This is a genomic window from Caulobacter sp. GW821-FHT12D05 (assembly GCF_058807295.1).
In genome coordinates, this window is the sequence record NZ_JBXAQO010000001.1 from 640,734 (window position 1) to 657,676 (window position 16,943).

The window sequence follows — 16,943 nt, forward strand, 5'->3', positions numbered from 1 at the left end:
CCTGAAGGAATTCGCCGTCGCCAAGCATCTATCGCGCACAAGTCGACAAAAGGGGTGCGACAGTGCTTGGTCATCGCGGTAACAGCTTTATTCTATCCTTGGTTGCGTCGACCGCGATCGTGGTTCCATTAAGTGCGAAGGCCGAAGTTCGTCGCTTCGACATTCCGGCTCAACCGGCCTCCAGCAGCCTGCCGCAGTTCGCGCGCCAGGCCGGCTTTCAGGTCCTGGCCCCCGCGCCGCTGACCCAGGGCGTCCAGACCCAGGCCGTGTCGGGGGCGATGGAGCCGCGCGCGGCGCTGGACAAGCTGCTGGCCGGCACCGGCTTGCGGGTCGCCTCGCAGGACGGTGTCGTCGTGACGCTGGACGCCGGTGGGGCCCGATTTCCGACCGGACAGGGTGAAGAGGCCAGCGCCGTCGAAGCCCTCGTCGTCACCGGCACCGCGCTCCAGAACCAGGAAGCCATCGCCACCCGCCGCAATGCGCTGACCGTCGTCGACGCCCTCACGCAGGACGACACCGGCGACCTGGCCGACCAGTCGCTAGCCGAGGCGCTCAGCCGTGTTCCCGCCGTCAGCACCATGCAGGTGTTGTATGGCGAGCAGGAAAGCCAATACGTCGCCGTACGCGGCATCACGCCCGACCTGAACTACGTCTCGGTCGATGGCATCGGCATGATCTCGGTCGCCAACCAGGGCGCGGGTCAGCGCCGGGTGGACCTGGCCCTGATCCCCAGCCAGGCGGCCCGCACCACCGAGATCTACAAGACCTTCACCGCAGACCAGGACGCCGGCGCGATCGGCGGCGTGATCAACATCGTGCCCTACAGCGCCTATGGCCGGGGCAAGGACAAGTTCTACGTCGACACCTTCGTCAACTACGTCACCAACAACGACGTGCCCGGCGGCAACAGCCTGGGCGGCTACAAGGACTCGCCGTGGAGCGGCGGGATCAAGGCGCTGTGGAGCCACCGCCTGGGTCCGGACGAGACGTTCGGCCTGGTGCTCAGCGGCACCTACCAGCAGCGCTCGTACGACGACGTCAAACGCAACCCCAACGCCCGCACCTACTACACGGCGACGGGCGCGGCCACGACGCCCGACCAGCCCAACTGGAACGGCTTCGATCCCGCGCCCCAGGCGATGGTCGACTACGAGTTCACCAGCTTCATCAAGACCTTCGGCGGCTCGGCGACGTTCGAGTTCAAGCCGACGGACCGCTGGTACAGCTCGCTGATGGTCTACGACTACAAGCAGACCGAAGACCAGACGAACAACGTCTTTACCCTGCGGGCCTTCGCCAACCTGTCGAACCAGACCCAGCACACCGGCACGCTGAAGGTTCCGGATGTGCGCACGGCCTTCAACTACGACCGCTTCGAGAACGAGGCGCGGGGCGCCCTGTTCAAGACCCGCTACGACATCGACGAGCGGACCAATATCGAGCTGCGGGCCGGCTACAACACCAGCACCTTCTACGACCTGGAATGGGCCAACGCCTACCAGTCCAAGCCGACGAACCTGTCGATCAACTACGACATGTCCGAGCCGTCGGTGAAGTTCACGCTGGACGGCACGGACGGCCTGACCGATCCGGCCAAATATTCGCTGCTCACCGCCGGCGACACCCTGACCAAGGCCAAGGGTACGGCCACCGAGGTCAAGCTCGACTTCTCGCGGAACTTCGACTCCGACACCCTGGGCTTCGGCTACAAGGCCGGCGTCGGGTCGCGCCGCTTCGAGGTCAGCCGCAACCTGGACCAGACCGTCTACACGCCGGGCAAGTCGACCCTGGCCGGCTACGACTATTCGCCGACCGGCTATCGGCCGTGGCTGTGGAACTATCCGGTGGTGTGGGTCAACTACGCCAAGTTCCGTCAGGACATCCTGCCGACCCTGGCGACCAACGCCGCCTCGTCGGCCAGCGCCTCGCTGGCGTCGGACTATCGCTACGACGAGACGATTTCGTACGGCTATGTCTCGGCGCTATACGCCCTGTCGCACACCCGCTTCATCGGCGGCCTGCGCCTGGACGTGGCCGACTATTCGGCCGACGTGCCGGTGTCGGTGGGCGGCGTCTTCAAGCCGGGCACGACTCGGTACAAGGGCGACTACACGCACCTCTTGCCATCGTTCAACCTGGTGCACGACTTCAGCGACAACGTGCGCCTGAAGGCCGGCTATAGCCGCACCCTGGGCCGTCCCGCGCCCGAGGACATCGCCCAGGCCGAGACCCGCAATGACGTCAGCTTCACGATCTCGCGCGGCAATCCCGACCTGAAGCCGCGCCGGGCCGACAATTTCGACCTGACGCTGGAGGCCTATTTCAACGGCGCCAAGGGTCTGGCCAGCATCGGCGCCTTCGCCAAGTCGGTGAAGGACGACATCTATGCGCTGAAGGAAGAGGAGCTGATCGACGGCTTCCGCTACACGATCAGCACCCCGATGAACGCCAACAAGTCGACGCTGCGCGGCATCGAGGTCCAGTACATCAACAACGCCTTGCCGGGACTGCCCGGGCCGCTGAAGGACAAGGTCGGGGTCGCGCTGAACGCCACGCGCACCTGGGGCGACATGGACTACATCGTCGACGGCAAGGTGCTGCACATCGACCGTCTGCTGTACCAGCGCAACTGGATGGCCAACGCGGCGGTGTTCTACAAGCTGCCGCACGATGGCGAGGCCCGGGTCGGCTATAACTGGGGCGACGCCTATTACGACGGCATCGGCGCCAGCCCGTGGCTGAACCGCGGTCCCGAGGCGCGCGGCCAGATGGACGCCACGGTGCGCTACCGCATCGCCGGCGACTGGATCGTCAAGCTGCAGGCCAAGAACATCCTCAATGAGGACCTCTACCTGGGTTACGACGCGAACCTGAAGGAACGCCGGGCCGAGATGAAGAAGGGTCAGTCCTTCTTCCTCAACGTGATCTACCGCCCGTGAGCGCCGGCATGACCCTTCAACGCAGACGCCTGATCCAGGCCGGCGGCCTCGTGCTGTTGGCCGGCGCGGCCTCCGGCCCCGTCTGGTCGCAGAGCCTGGGCGCCTATCCGTTCACCCTGGGCGTGGCCTCGGGTGATCCCGCGCCCGACGGCTTCGTGATCTGGACACGGCTGGCGACCAAGCCGCTGGAGCTGGGCGGCGGCATGCCATCGCGCATCGTGCCGGTAGGCTGGGAGGTGGCCGAGGACGAGGGCTTCACGCGTATCGTCGCCACCGGCAAGGCGCCGGCGCGGCCGGAGCTGGGTCACTCGGTCCACGTCGAGGTCGAGGGCCTGAAACCCGGCGCGCGCTACTGGTACCGCTTTTCCGCCGCTGGCGAGACCAGCCGGGTGGGCACGGTGCGTACGACGCCGGCCGCCGGCGCCCGCGCCGACCGTCTGCGGCTTGGCGTGGCCGGGTGCCAGCACTACGAGGCAGGGCTGTTCACGGCCTACAAGCATCTGAGCCAGGAGCCGGATCTCGACGCCATCTTCCACTACGGCGACTACATCTACGAGGGCGCGGGCGGGAAGGGTTGTCCGGTCAGTAAGGATGCCGACAAGGGCCGGGTCTGCTTCCGCGAGCATGCGGGCGGTGAGATCTACTCGCTGGACGACTACCGCCGTCGCTACGCCCAGTACAAGACCGACCCGGACCTGCAGGCCGCCCACGCGGCCGCCGCCTTCCTGTCCTCGTACGACGACCATGAGGTCGACAACAACTGGGCCGGCGACGACGACCAGGGCGCCACTCCGCGCGAGATCTTCCGCCTGCGCCGGGCCGCGGCCATGCAGGCTTGGTACGAGAACATGCCGGTGCGCCGTTCGTCGTTCCCGGTCGCTGGCGCGGTGCGCATGCATCGCCGGATCGACTGGGGCGACCTGCTGCGTATCCAAGTTCTCGACACGCGCCAGTTCCGCAGCGGCCAGATCTGTGGGGCCAAGGCGCTGGAGCGTTGCCTGCCGCTGGACTCGACCCCGCGCCCGACCATCCTGGGCGAGGCCCAAGCGGCCTGGCTGGAGCAAGGGCTGGGCGGGGACCAGCGCTGGAACCTGCTGGCCCAGCAGGTGATGGTGATGCCGTTCTTGTATCCAGCCACGCGGGGCGCTGGTCGCACCAATCTCGACAGCTGGAGCGGGTACGCCGCCAGCCGCGAGCGCTTGGTCGCGGCGATCCAGGCCCGAAAGCTGACCAATGTCGTGATCGCCACCGGCGACGTGCACCAGCACCATGCCGGCGTCCTGCCGGCGCGCGAGGGGGCGTGGGACAGCCTGGCCGTGGCGACGGAGTTTGTCTCGAGCTCGATCAGTTCGGGTGGTGACGGCGTGGCATTGTCGGACGAGTGGAAAGGCGTGCCGGCCGACAACCCGCACTGCAAGCTGTTCGACGCCCGTCGCGGTTATCAGATCTTCGACATCGGTCGCGACGTGTGGCGCACCGACGTCAAGGTGGTTGATAGGGTGACGACGCCCGGCGGCGCATTGTCGACCGTGGCGCGGTTCGCGGTCGACCGCCGCCGGCCGGGCTTGTCGGTCAGCTAGTCGCAGCGAGCGCCTCGCGGCGCATCCGGCGATCCGGGTGAGCCAAGCCGCGAGGCGCCGAGGCGTCGAATATGCCACGAAGCGGGGCGCCGAGGGGCCGATAGCGGCCGGAGGGTCTGTCTGAGGATTGCCGAGGTCGGCGGCGCGACCAAAGCTCGACGAACCTGGGTTTGTCGCCTTCGAGGCCCCGTTGAAACAGAGCCGCGCCGAAATCGTCGCCTTTGTCGGCGGCCAGATCCTGCCGCACGAGGCGGACGTGCGCGCATGGCTGCGCCGGTCCGGCAGCGCGCCCGCCGACATCGACGACATCATCCAGGAGACCTATTGCCGCCTGGCCGCGCTGGACAGCGTCGCCCATATCGCCAGCGGTCGCGCCTACTTCTTCCGGACGTCGCGCAACATCGCGATCGAGAAAATCCGCCGCGCTCGCATTGTTCGTATCGATTGCGTCACGGAAATCGACGCGCTGAACGTCGTAGATGATGAGCCTTCTCCCGAACGGGTGGTCGCCGGCCGTCGCGAGCTGGGGCGGGTGCAGCAACTGATCGAGGGGCTTCCCGAGCGGTGTCGGCAGATCTTCACGCTTCGCCGGATCCACGGCCTGTCGCAGAAGGAGATCGCCGCGCGGCTGGGGGTGACCGAGAATGTCGTGGAGACACAATCGGCGCGGGGCTTGCGTTTAATCCTGCGGGCCTTATCGGAAGCTTCGACGCAAGATCAACCGGCAGTCGGCAAGGCCCATGAGCTCCATTCCGTCCGCAAGCGAGATTGACGACGAGGCGGCCGACTGGGCCGCCCGCGTCGACGCGCACGGGCTGGATGTCGAGCACGATCCCGAATTGCAGGCTTGGCTGAGGGGCGACGCGCGTCGCGCCGGCGCGTTCCTGCGCGCCCAGGCGGCGATCAGCTTCCTGGATCGGGGCAGGGCGCTGGCCAGCGTCACGCCGCCGGTCGAGACCATCGTGGCCGAGCGCCCCAACCGCCGCGCTCTACTGGCCGGACTGGGCGGCAGTGTGGCGGCGGCCCTGGCGGGCGGCGTCGGCTTCTGGAGCCTGCGGCCCCGGCGGCTGGACACGGCTCTGGGCGAGATCCGCCGCGTGCCGCTTGCCGACGGCTCGCTGGTGGCGATCAACACCAAGACCTCTCTCGATGTGGCGATGAAGGCCAAGTCGCGCCGGATCGTGCTCAAACAGGGCGAGGCCTGGTTCCAGGTCGCCAAGGATCCCAAGCGTCCCTTCGTCGTGGCGGCCGGCCAAGCGCGGATCCGCGCGGTCGGTACGGCCTTCTCCGTGCGACGCAGCGATGAGGTCGGGGCCGGCGTCGACGTCATGGTGACCGAAGGCGTGGTCGAGACCTGGGTCGAGGGCGACGAGAGCTCCCGGCGACGGGTCTCGGCGGGCAACCGGGTGATCCTGGCTAGCACGGGCTCGCCCGTCGTGGCGGAGACGCCGTCCGAGATCGAGCGCAGCCTGGCCTGGCGCAACGGCGAGATCGCCCTGGACGGCGAGAGCCTCGAGCAGGCCGCCAAGCTGTTCAACCGCTACAACAGCCGCCAGATCGTGATCGAGGATCCGGTCCTGGCGCGCGAACGGTTCGTCGGCCTGTTCCAGACCAACGAGCCCGAAAGTTTCGCAGCCGCGGTCGCCGCGACCCTGGGCGCGGTGGTGTCGGACGACGCACAAGCGATCAGGATCAGTCGCGCTCATAGTTCCTGAGCATATATTTCCGACGTTGATCATAACGGCATTGAATATTGCTCATTCGCTCTCGCGATATGAGTAAATCTGACTTCTCATGCATGTATATTGACTCAGTATAAGGTGGGTTCGTCCGCCTATCGTCCTCCGATTTCCAGATCGGGGGTGTTCATGAGATTTCAGAAACATCGATTTTCTACGGAAACAACTTCCATCGTCGCGTCTGGCCATGTCGGCGCGCATCCGAAACAGGCGCCCGAAGCTGCGGCTGGCGCAAAAGCAGGCGTGTTGAGCCGTGATCGGACCAAACACGCCGAGAACCCCCGGAAAAACGGCCCAGGCCCTTCGTGCTTTCAGGAGGCCGCGTTTGGCTGGCCTCGGAACGATGGGGGATTGTCGATGCGTGTGTGGACGAACCGTTCCGCCAGACGAGGCCTGTTGCTGTCGGCCTGCGCCGTTTGGGCGCTGAGCGCCGGCGCGGCCCTGGCCCAGACGACGTTCAAGATGGACGCCCAGCCGGCGCCGGAGGGGATCCGGCAGTTCGCGCGCCAGGCGGGCGTGCAGATCCTGGTCCAGTCGGACGCGGCCGAGGGCAAGCGCACCGCGCCGGTGCGCGGCTCGCTGCCGATCGATCGGGCGTTGCAGCAGCTGTTGGCCGGCACGGGCCTCAGCGTGGTCTCCAACGACGGCAAGACGATCATCCTGGCCCCGCCGCGCTCGGGCCTGATCCGCACGGGCTGGTCGAGCGCGGCCGCCGGGGTCACGCCGCCTGCGCCGGAACCGGCTCCACCCGAGCCGGATACGCCCAGCGTCATCGAGGAGGTCATCGTCACCGGCACCCGCTCGACCTCACGCACGGTCACCGAGAGCATGGCGCCGATCGACGTGATCTCGGCGGCCGAACTGACCAAGAGCGGCAAGCAATCGACCCGCGACCTGATCTCGACCCTGGTGCCGTCGGCCAACACCTCCAACAGCGGCGCGGGCGCCAGCTTCGCGATCAAGACGGTGTCGCTGCGTGGCCTCTCGGCCGACCAAACCCTGGTGCTGGTCAACGGCAAGCGCCGGCACAACACCGCCATCCTGTTCGTCAACGGCACCACCCAGAACGGCCAGTCTCCGCCCGATCTGGACCTCATCCCCTCGGCCTCGATCGAGCGGATCGAGGTGCTGCGTGACGGCGCCTCGGCCCAGTATGGCTCGGACGCGTTGGCCGGCGTCATCAACGTCATCCTGAAGAAGAGTCCCGAGGGCGGCTCGATGACCGCCCTCTACGGCAAGACGGCCGAGGGCGATGGCGAGACCGGCCAGTTCTCCGGCAATCTCGGCATGCAGCTAGGGCAGGAGGGCTACCTCAACCTGACCGCCGACATCCGCATCACCGACCCGACCGATCGAGGCGACAAGACCCTCAACACCACCCAGATGTACTTCCCGCTGAACGCTCTGGGCCAGCCCGTCCGGGTCGGCACGGCGGGCGCGACGCTGGATCCGCGCGAGGCGACCGCCAACCGCCACACCAGCCACCCGGGCTCACCGCAAGTGCAGCTGTTCTCGCTGGGCTACAGCGCCGGCTCGCCGCTGGGCGACAAGGTCGACCTCTATTCGTTCGGCACCTTCTCCAGCCGCAACACCGCCGCGTGGCTGACCTTCCGCAACCCGAACGCCGCCAACAACATCACGGCGATCTTCCCGGACGGCTACACGCCGCGCCTGTTTCTCAAGGACCGCGACTTTCAGGTCGCCTTCGGGGCCAAGGGGACCGAGTTCCTGGGCTTCAACTGGGACCTGTCGACGACCTTCAGCCGCGACGACGTCGACTACTACACCAGCTCGCTGAACGCCTCGCTGGGCCCGGCCAGTCCGACCTATTTCTACCTGGGCACGCTGAAGTTCCAGGAGTGGACCTCGAACCTGGATCTGACGCGCGAGGTCGACACCGGCGTCTTCGCCGACCCGCTGTTCGTGGCCCTGGGCGCGGAGTATCGCGACGACAAGTTCGAGATCGTGGCGGGCGAGCCGGCCTCGTACATCAACGGCGGCTATGTCGCGCCGGCTGGCAGCCCGCAGGCGGGCGTCGTGTTCGCGGGCGGCTCGCAGGGGGTGACGGGCTTCCCGCCGTTCTCGGCCGGCTCGTTCTCGCGTGACAACATCTCGGCCTATCTGAACGTCGAGCAGAAGGTGACCGACAAGCTGGAAGTCGCCCTGGCCGGCCGCTTCGAGCACTATTCGGACTTCGGCAACGCCAAGACCTTCAAGCTCTCCAGCCGCTACGCCATCCTGCCCAAGCTGGCGATCCGCGGCACGGCCAGCACCGGCTTCCGGGCGCCATCGCTGCAGCAGCAGCACTACGCCTCGTCCAGCACCATCGGCGTGATCGTGCCGCCGGCGACGACCACCCAGCTGTACCCGGTGCAACTGCTGCCGCCGGACAACCCGGCCGCCATCGCCCTGGGCGCCAAGCCGCTGCGTCCGGAGAAGTCGGTCAACTACTCGGTCGGCCTGGTGGCCCAGCCGATCTCGCGGATGAACGTCACCCTCGACGTCTACCAGATCAAGATCGACAACCGCATCCTGCAGAGCGGCACGCTGGGTCCCAACACGGCCGTCAGCACCGCCCTGGCCAGCCAGGGCCTGAACCCGCAGCAGGCGGCGTTCTACTACGGCAACTTCGCCGACACGAAGACGCAGGGCATCGACTTCGTGGTCGACTACCGCACCGACTTCGGTGACTTCGGCAATGTGCATTGGACCTTCTCGGCCAACCACACCAAGAACAAGTTCACCCGCGTCGTGCAGCCGCCGCCGGCCCTGGCGGCCGCCGGGATCGTCTATATCGACCGCGTGAAGATCGGCGACCTGACCGTCGGCACGCCCAAGGAGAAGTACATCCTGGGCGCGGACTGGACGCTCAAGAAGTTCAACACCAACCTGCGCCTGACCCGCTACGGCGAGGTCATCCAGCGCACCGCGCTGGCGGCCAATGACGAGACCGTCTCGCCAAAGCTGATTGTCGACCTCGACCTCAGCTACGCGGTCTCTGACAACGTCTCGGTCAGCGTCGGCGCCAACAATCTGCTGGACGCCTATCCCGACAGCGTTCGCGCCGCCAATCGGGGCACGCCCGCCTTCGCCTACTACAATCAGTACGCGCCGTACGGGATCAGCGGCGGCTTCTACTACGTCCGCATGGCGGCGAAGTTCTAGGGTTGGCCTGGCCGGTCCGGCAGCCCCCGGACCGGTCCTTTTTGCGAGTTCAAGATGACCAAGACCTCCAAGCGCGGCGTCAGCCGCCGGCGGCTGTTCTCGATCGGCGGCGGGGCCATCGCCGCCTCGGGCGTCGCGGCCCTGACGCCGCCCGGCGCCAAGGCGGCCGACCAGCCGCTGGCCTCCGACACTAAGATCGTCACGGCCACGGAAGGCACCAACATCTGCGCCACGGTCTCGCCGGACGGCAAGACCGTGGCCTTCGACGTCTACGCCATGCTGTGGCTGGTCCCGATCGCGGGCGGCCCGGCCAAGCGCCTGACCGATGAGATCTACGAGATCGCCCAGCCCGACTGGTCGCCGGACGGCAAGACCATCGCCTTCCAGTCCTATCGCGACGGCAACTTCCACGTCTGGACCATCGGTGCGTACGGGCAGGGGCTGAAGCAGCTGACCAAGGGCGCGTTCGACTGCCGCGAGCCGCGCTGGTCGCCGGACGGCAAGACCATCGCCTTCTCGTCCGACCGCGGCGGGCGCTATGGCGTCCACCTGCTGGACGTCGCCAGCGGCGCGATCACCGCCTTCAGCTCGGGACCGACCGATGAGTTCGAGCCGTCGTGGGCGCCGGACGGCAAGGCCATCACCTTCACGGTCGACAAGGTCCGCATCGACGTCCAGGCCTTGGACGGGACGCGCCGCACCGTGGCCCAGGTCAAGGCCTCGGCCGACCGCTTCAACGCTGCCTCGGTGGCGAGCCCGGCCTTCACGCCGGACGGCAAGGATGTGCTGTTCACGGCCATCGAGAGCGGCAAGGCCGAGCTGCGCGGCGCGGCCGGCGTCGTTGTTGGAGGCCAGGACGTGTTTCCGTTCCGCGTCTCCTGGCTGGCGGACGGCGCGTTCGTCCACACCGCCGATGGCAAGATCAAGCTGCGCAAGCCCGGCGGGACGGCGACGACGATCGCCTTCTCGGCCGCCGTGCCGGTGCTGACGCCGCGCTACACCAAGAAAAGCCGCGACTTCCTGTCGGCCAAGACCCGGCCCGTGGTCGGCATCGGCAGCCCGGCCCTGTCGCCGGACGGCCGCCAGGTCGTGTTCCGGGCGTTGAACGACCTCTACCTGCTCGACATCGGCGGCGGCCCGGCCAAGCCGCTGGTCAACGACGGCTTCAGCAAGGTCGATCCGGCCTGGTCGCCGGACGGCAAGACCCTGGCCTATTCGACCGACAAGGGCGGAACACTGGACATCTGGCTGCGTGACGTCGCTACCGGCGCCAGCAAGCAGCTCACGCACTTTGACGGCGCGGCGGTGTCCGGCGCCTGGTCGCGCGACGGCAAGTCGATCGCCTTCCTCAGCCAGAACGGTGGCCTGTTCGTCGCTGACGCCGTCACCGGCGAGACCCGCCGCCTCTACGGCGACCTGTGGGAACCGGGCAAGCCGACCTGGGGACCGGGCGACAAGACTATCGCCTACGCCGCCTTCAAGCCGTACTCGGCCCGCTTCCGCGAAGGGCTCAGCGAGATCCTGACCGTCGATCTGGCCAGCGGGAAGGGGACCTACGCGCCCATCGCGCCCGACCGCTCGCTGGGCACGCGCGGCGACGACGGGCCGGTGTGGTCGCCGGACGGCAAGAGCCTGGCCTATGTCTTCGCCAGCCGCCTGCACGTCTCGCCCGTGGACGAGACCGGCAAGCTGCTGGGCGCGCCCAAGCCCCTGAACGACGAGGTCACAGACGCCGTCAGCGTCAGCGGCGACGGCAAGAGCCTGATCTACATCAGCGCCGGCCAGCTGAAGCTGATCTCGGCGGCTGGCGGCAAGCCCAAGACCGTGCCGCACGGCCTGACCTGGGCCAATGTCCGGCCCAAGGGGCGGATGGTCGTCCGCGCCGCCAGCCTGTGGGACGGCAAGTCGCCGGAGTTGCGCAAGAACGTCGACGTCCTGATCTCCGACGGCCGCATCGCCGGCGTCGCGCCACGCGGCGAGGTCACCGCCGACGTCAAGGTGATCGACGCCCCGACCGGCACCGTGATGCCCGGTCTGATCGACATGCACACCCACCGCCAGATGCAGGGCTACGGCTATGGCGACCGGGAAGGGCGTCTCTGGCTGTCGTTGGGCGTCACGACCACCCGCTCGCCCGGCGGTCCGGCCTATCACACGGTCGAGGACCAGGAGGCGATCGAGGCCGGCAAGCGGATCGGCCCCCGCTACTACGCCACCGGCGAGGCGATCGACGGCTCGCGGATCTTCTACAACTTCATGCGGCCGGTCACCGAGCCGGGCCAGATGGCGCTGGAGATGCAGCGCGCGGAGGCGCTGTCCTACGATCTGATCAAGACCTATGTCCGCCTGTCGGGCGAGCGCCAGAAGGAGGTCATCGCCTGGGCCCACGCCAAGGGCCTGCCGCTGACCTCGCACTACCACTATCCGGCCCTGGGTCTGGGCATGGACGGCATGGAGCACCTGGGGGCGACCAGCCGCACGGGCTATTCCCGAACGGTCAGCGCGCTGGGCGCAACCTATCAGGACGTCAACGCCGCCTTCGTGGCCAGCAAGGCCGCGCGGACGCCGACCCTGTTCACCTCGACGGCGCTCTTGGGCGACGACCGCTCGCTGGTCGACGATCCTCGTATCAAGGCGCTGTATCCGCCGTGGGAATATGCCCGGCTACTGGAGCGCGCCAAGCAGATGGCGGCCGCGGATCGCACGGCGATGCTGGCCTCGCTGTCGCGCAACGTCGCCGAGGTGGCGCGCACCGTCCGCGCGGGCGGCCGCATCACCACCGGCACGGACTCGCCGATCGATTTCAACGCCGTCAGCCTGCACATGAACCTGCGGGCCATGGTCAAGTTCGGCATGACGCCGTTCGAGGCCCTGGTCACCGCCACCAGCGCCTCGGCCGAGTATCTGGACGAGCCGCTAGGATCGGTCGCGACCGGCAACTACGCCGATCTCGTCCTGGTCGACGGCGATCCGCTGGCCCGCATCGAGGACGCGGCGAAGGTCACCACAGTGATCAAGCACGGCGAGGTCTATTCGGTCGCCGACCTGATCGGCCCGTTCGCCAGCCACGCCCAGCACGCTGCGCTGGGCTCCAAGCGGCGCTTCGTCTGCGAGGCGTCGGCCGAGTACTGGTGGCACGAGCCCGACTTCCTGGCCCACGCCCGCGCCTCGTGTTGCGACGGCGACTGCGGCTTTGCACCGACCTTCAGTCAATTCGCCTAAGTTTCGGGGACGACCATGGGCATTTCGCGACGCAACTTCCTGGGCGCGGTCGGCAAGGCCGGCGGCTACGGGGCGCTCTACACCACCATGATGGGCATGGGCCTGCTGGCCGCGCCGCGCGCCTATGCCGGTCCGCCCAAGCTGCCGGCCGGCGGCGGAGCGGGCAAGTCGGTGGCCATCCTTGGCGCGGGCATCGCCGGCCTCGTGGCGGCCTATGAGTTGCGGAAGGCCGGCTATGCGGTGACCGTGCTGGAAGCCCGTGATCGTCCGGGCGGCCGCGCCTGGTCGGTGCGCAGCGGCTCCAAGATCGTCCAGATCGGGCGGCCCGATCAGACCGTCGACTGGGCGGCGGGCAAGCACGCCTATTTCAACGCCGGTCCCGCCCGCATCCCGCAGTGGCACCACGCCATCCTCGGCTACTGCCGGGACCTGAACGTGCCGCTGGAGGTGATGGTCAACGCCAACCGCTTCGCCAAGCTGGACTTCGGCGGCAAGGTGGTGACCGAGCATCAGGCGGTCAACGACACCCGCGGCGCCTTCACCGAGCTGCTGGCCAAGGCCGTCGACAAGGGCGCGCTGGATCAGGAACTGACCGGCGTCGATAAGCAGAAGCTGCTGGGCTACCTCTCGGCCTATGGCGACCTGGGCAAGGGCTACGCCTACAGCGGCTCGACCCGCGCGGGCTTCAGCGCCAGCCCCGGCGGCTACGCCCATCCGCCCAAGGCCGGCGAACCGCTGCGCATGGCCGACATGATGAGCTCGCGCTTCTGGGGGGCCAGTCTGATCTTCGAAGAGATCGTCGATATGCAGGCCACTATGCTGCAGCCCGTCGGCGGCATGGATCGCATCGCCTATGCCCTCTACGAGCAGGTCAAGCCGGTCGTGACGTTCGAGGCGGTGGTCAAGGCGCTGCGCAAGACGCCGAAAGGCGTGAAGATCGAATATGCCGAAGCCGGCGCCGCCAAGACGCTGGAGGCCGACTTCTGCATCTGCACCATCCCGCTGCCCGTGCTGGCCAAGATCCCCTCGGACTTCGCCCCGCGCGTGAAGCAGGCCATCGCGGCGGGCGAGTACCATCACGGCACCAAGGTCGCGTGGGAGAGCCGGCGGTTCTGGGAGCAGGACGACTTCCAGTTCGGCGGCCTGGGCTGGACAGACGAGGCCAACGAACTGGTCTGGTATCCCAGCGGCGGCATCGGCGAGAAGACGGGCATCCTGGTCGGGGCCTATTCGATCGGCTTCTCGGGTCCCGACGCCCCGCCAAAATACGCCGCCATGTCGTTCGACGAGCGTTTCGCGCTGTCGCGCCGGGTGATCGACAAGTTCCACCCCGGCCACGGCAGGGACCTGAACAAGCCTTTCACCGTCTCGTGGATGCAGACGCCCTATAGCGAAGGCGTCGCTGTGGGCTGGAAGGAAGAGCAGCGGACCACCGACTATGCCGAGCTCTGCAAGCCCGACGGCGCCTTCTACTTCGCTGGCGAGCACATGAGCTATATCAACGCCTGGCAGGAGGGCGCGGCGCTGTCGGCCCACGAGGCGATCAAGCTGATCCAGGCGCGGGTCTCGGCGGCCTGAGGCGCCATGCCTGCGGGTTCCGTCCGGAACCCGCAGGCTCTGGTCCTTAGAAGTCGGCCGAGATCGTGAACTGCACCGTCCGCGGCGGGGCCGGACGGAAGCTGGCCGGCGTGTTCACCGTCGTGCTGATCGTGCCCAGATAGTCCTTGTCGAACAGGTTATCGACATTGACCCGCGCCTTGACCTGGCTGAACGGCCCGGCCGCGAAGCCGTCGCCGATGTCGATATAGGCGTTGACGATGGTGTAGCCGCCGACCTTCTCGCTGTTGACGAAGTTGGTGAAGCGGCTCTCCAGGTGGCGGGCCGAGACATTGACCAGCAGGCCATCAAACGGCTCGACCGTCACCCCGGTCGTGAACACCCAGTCCGGGAAGTCCGGCACCTTCTTGCCGGCGATCGCCAAGGTGACGGGCGCGGCCGTGGTGCTGGCGCGGTAGTTCAGGACGTCGTCCTGGAACTTGGCGTCGTTGTACGAGACGTTGGCGTTGAAATAGGCCTTGCCGGCGAAGACTTCCGGTTTCCACTGGCCGCTGAACTCGACGCCCTTGGCCTTCACCGCCCCGACGTTCTGGAAGAAGGTCTCGGTCACGCCGCCGCCGCCCGGCACCAGGGACGCGAACGACTGCAGGCGGTTCTTGAACTCCGTCTGATAGGCCACGATCGAGGCGTTGAACGTGCGGTGATTGGCGCGGTAGCCGATCTCCCAGTTGGTCGAGGTCTCGGGCAGGGGCGCGGCGACCGTCGGGCTGGCGGCCGAGAAGATGTCGTCGGCGCCGCGCGGCAGGGCCATGTTCTCCGAGTACGAGGCAAACACCTGGTCGCGGCCGGTCAGGCTGTAGACCGCGCCGACCTGGGGCAGGAAGCTGTCCTTCCAGTTGGCCTTCAGGATGGGGTGGCGGCCGTTGATGTAGTCGGCCGGGTTACGATAGCCGGCGATCTTGTAGTCGATATCGGTGGCCTTGAAGCCCAGCTCGACCTTCAGCTTGGCCTCCAGCAGGGTCAGGGTGTCCTTCAGGAAGAACTGCTTGGTCTCGCGCAGCGACTTGTAGTCCCGCTGGGCATGGACCCGCTCGTTGAACAGCGGCGCGCCGTCGGGATGGCCGTTGGCGACGTTGTAGCGGTTCTGGGTGCGGTGATAGTCGTCGTTCTCCAGCCAGAGACCGGCCTCGATCTTGTTGAAGCCGACATGCCACGAGACCTTGCCGGTCACGCCCTGGCGCACGCCGTCGACGCCGGACAGGCCGTACTGGATGCCCTTGGGCGCGACGATGCCGGCCACCTTGCCGACCTCGGCGTCATAGCTGGCCTTCGAGGTCGCATAGGCCTCGGGCGAGACGCCGTAACCGCCCTTGTCCTCGTAGTAGGCGGTGGTGGTGAGGTCGAGATTGTCGGTGATCGGTGTATTCAGCGTCAGGCCGTACAGGTGGTCCTTCCGCTTGTTGACCGCGAACTTGTAGTACTGGGCGTAGTTGGCGTTCGAATAGGTCGGGCCGCCGGCGACCGCTGGCAGATTGGTCGCGGTCTGGGCCGTGCCGGCCGCGCCAGGGTTTGGAACGACGCCCAGATAGGCGAAGTAGCGGCCCGAGCGCCCGAACACATCGCCGGCCGTGCCGTTGTACTGGGCCAGGGTGATCGACGGGCTGTCATAGTCGAAATAGTCATTGTGGACGGTCTGGAAGCTGATGTCGCCGCCGTTGGGCAGGGCGTACTTCAGCTTGCCCTCGAAGTGCTTGCGGTCGATCGTGCCCGGGCCGCGCCACAGGTCGCCCTTGATCCACGAACCGCTGGCATAGCCTGAGAAGCCGCCATGTTCGCCGGTCTCAAGCCGCAGGAGCACGCGCCGCAGGTTGTCGCTGCCCAGGGTGCCACTGAACGCGCCGCCGGCGTCCTTCGAGGGGGCTTGGGTGAAGTAGTCGACGATCGGACCCAGCGAGGCGTAGCTGGGCAGGGCTACATCGCCGGCCCCGGCTGAGGCGGTCACCCGCAGCAGGTTCTCGTTGTCGACGTAGCGATAGATCGGGCTGCCGCCGAACTGGTCGCTGCGGCCCATCGGGATGTTGTCCAGCAGAAAGCCGATTTGCTGGAAGTTGAAGGCCCGCACCGAGACCGAGTTGCCGAACTCGTACATCCCCAGGGCGTCATTGGCCTGGACGTTGAAGCCGGGCAGGGACTCCAGCATCTTCAGGCCGGTGATGCCCGCCGGCGCCGACAGCAGCGCCTCGCGGGTGATCGAGACCGTGGCGGTGGCGTGGTCGGTGCCGATCGCGACACTGGCCTCGGACAGGCGCTTGCCGGTCACCACGACGGTGTCGACCTCGGCGACCTCTTGAGCGAGGGCGGGCGTGGCGCCGCCCAGCACGGTGGCGGCCAGCAGAAGCACACGCAGACGCGCGGCCGGGTACGGACGATTTCGAACGGTCATGATGATCCCCAATCACTTTAATGGGGATAGCGTTGCCGTTGTGTCGCGGTAGGTAAATTCAGAATTTCTCAGATCTGCAACATATATTGAAATAGTCGTCGTGCTGCGCACGAGCGTTCAATTTATGAACATTGAAAATGTATATTATGAGATTTGCGAAATGACTTGCGCAACACGCTCGTCGAGCGCGGCGATGATCTGAGAACTATTGTTCCTTCTCGCTGATTTGAGCGGGGCATATGAGCGACCGTCAAGTCTGTTCGCTCGCTTTGGCGTGACGGTCGTCAGAGTGCGAACG

At 67.1% G+C, this 16,943-nt stretch carries 8 protein-coding genes; 7 read left to right on the plus strand and 1 reads right to left on the minus strand.

The features are described 5' to 3' along the window. The first annotated feature begins 98 nt into the window (after positions 1-98). The 7 genes from AC1RRR_RS02770 (at position 99) to AC1RRR_RS02800 (ending at position 14,223) form a co-directional block, all read left to right on the plus strand. Positions 99-2,939: a TonB-dependent receptor gene (locus AC1RRR_RS02770; RefSeq protein ID WP_492810381.1), complete on the plus strand. Its 2,841-nt coding sequence runs from the start codon at positions 99-101 to the stop codon at positions 2,937-2,939. Positions 2,940-2,947: 8 nt separating this feature from the next. Then, the gene (locus AC1RRR_RS02775; protein WP_492810383.1) at positions 2,948-4,519 is read left to right on the plus strand and encodes an alkaline phosphatase D family protein; all 1,572 of its coding nucleotides are present in this window, start codon (positions 2,948-2,950) and stop codon (positions 4,517-4,519) included. Positions 4,520-4,709: 190 nt separating this feature from the next. Then, positions 4,710-5,291 (plus strand): RNA polymerase sigma factor, encoded by a 582-nt coding sequence (locus AC1RRR_RS02780; RefSeq protein ID WP_492810385.1) that lies wholly within the window; start codon positions 4,710-4,712, stop codon positions 5,289-5,291. Then, positions 5,260-6,234: a FecR family protein gene (locus tag AC1RRR_RS02785; RefSeq protein ID WP_492810387.1), complete on the plus strand. Its 975-nt coding sequence runs from the start codon at positions 5,260-5,262 to the stop codon at positions 6,232-6,234. Before AC1RRR_RS02780 ends, AC1RRR_RS02785 begins: the two co-directional genes overlap by 32 nt. A gap of 381 nt (positions 6,235-6,615) precedes the next feature. Beyond that, positions 6,616-9,423: a TonB-dependent receptor domain-containing protein gene (locus AC1RRR_RS02790; RefSeq protein WP_492810388.1), complete on the plus strand. Its 2,808-nt coding sequence runs from the start codon at positions 6,616-6,618 to the stop codon at positions 9,421-9,423. A gap of 54 nt (positions 9,424-9,477) precedes the next feature. Beyond that, positions 9,478-12,645: an amidohydrolase family protein gene (locus AC1RRR_RS02795; RefSeq protein WP_492810389.1), complete on the plus strand. Its 3,168-nt coding sequence runs from the start codon at positions 9,478-9,480 to the stop codon at positions 12,643-12,645. A 15-nt stretch (positions 12,646-12,660) separates the two neighbouring features. Beyond that, entirely contained in the window at positions 12,661-14,223 is a 1,563-nt protein-coding gene (locus AC1RRR_RS02800; protein WP_492810391.1) for a flavin monoamine oxidase family protein, read from the plus strand. A gap of 46 nt (positions 14,224-14,269) precedes the next feature. On the opposite strand, the gene AC1RRR_RS02805 is transcribed toward AC1RRR_RS02800, so the two are convergent. Then, positions 14,270-16,657 (minus strand): TonB-dependent receptor, encoded by a 2,388-nt coding sequence (locus AC1RRR_RS02805; RefSeq protein WP_492810393.1) that lies wholly within the window; start codon positions 16,655-16,657, stop codon positions 14,270-14,272. Between the last annotated feature and the right edge of the window lie 286 nt (positions 16,658-16,943).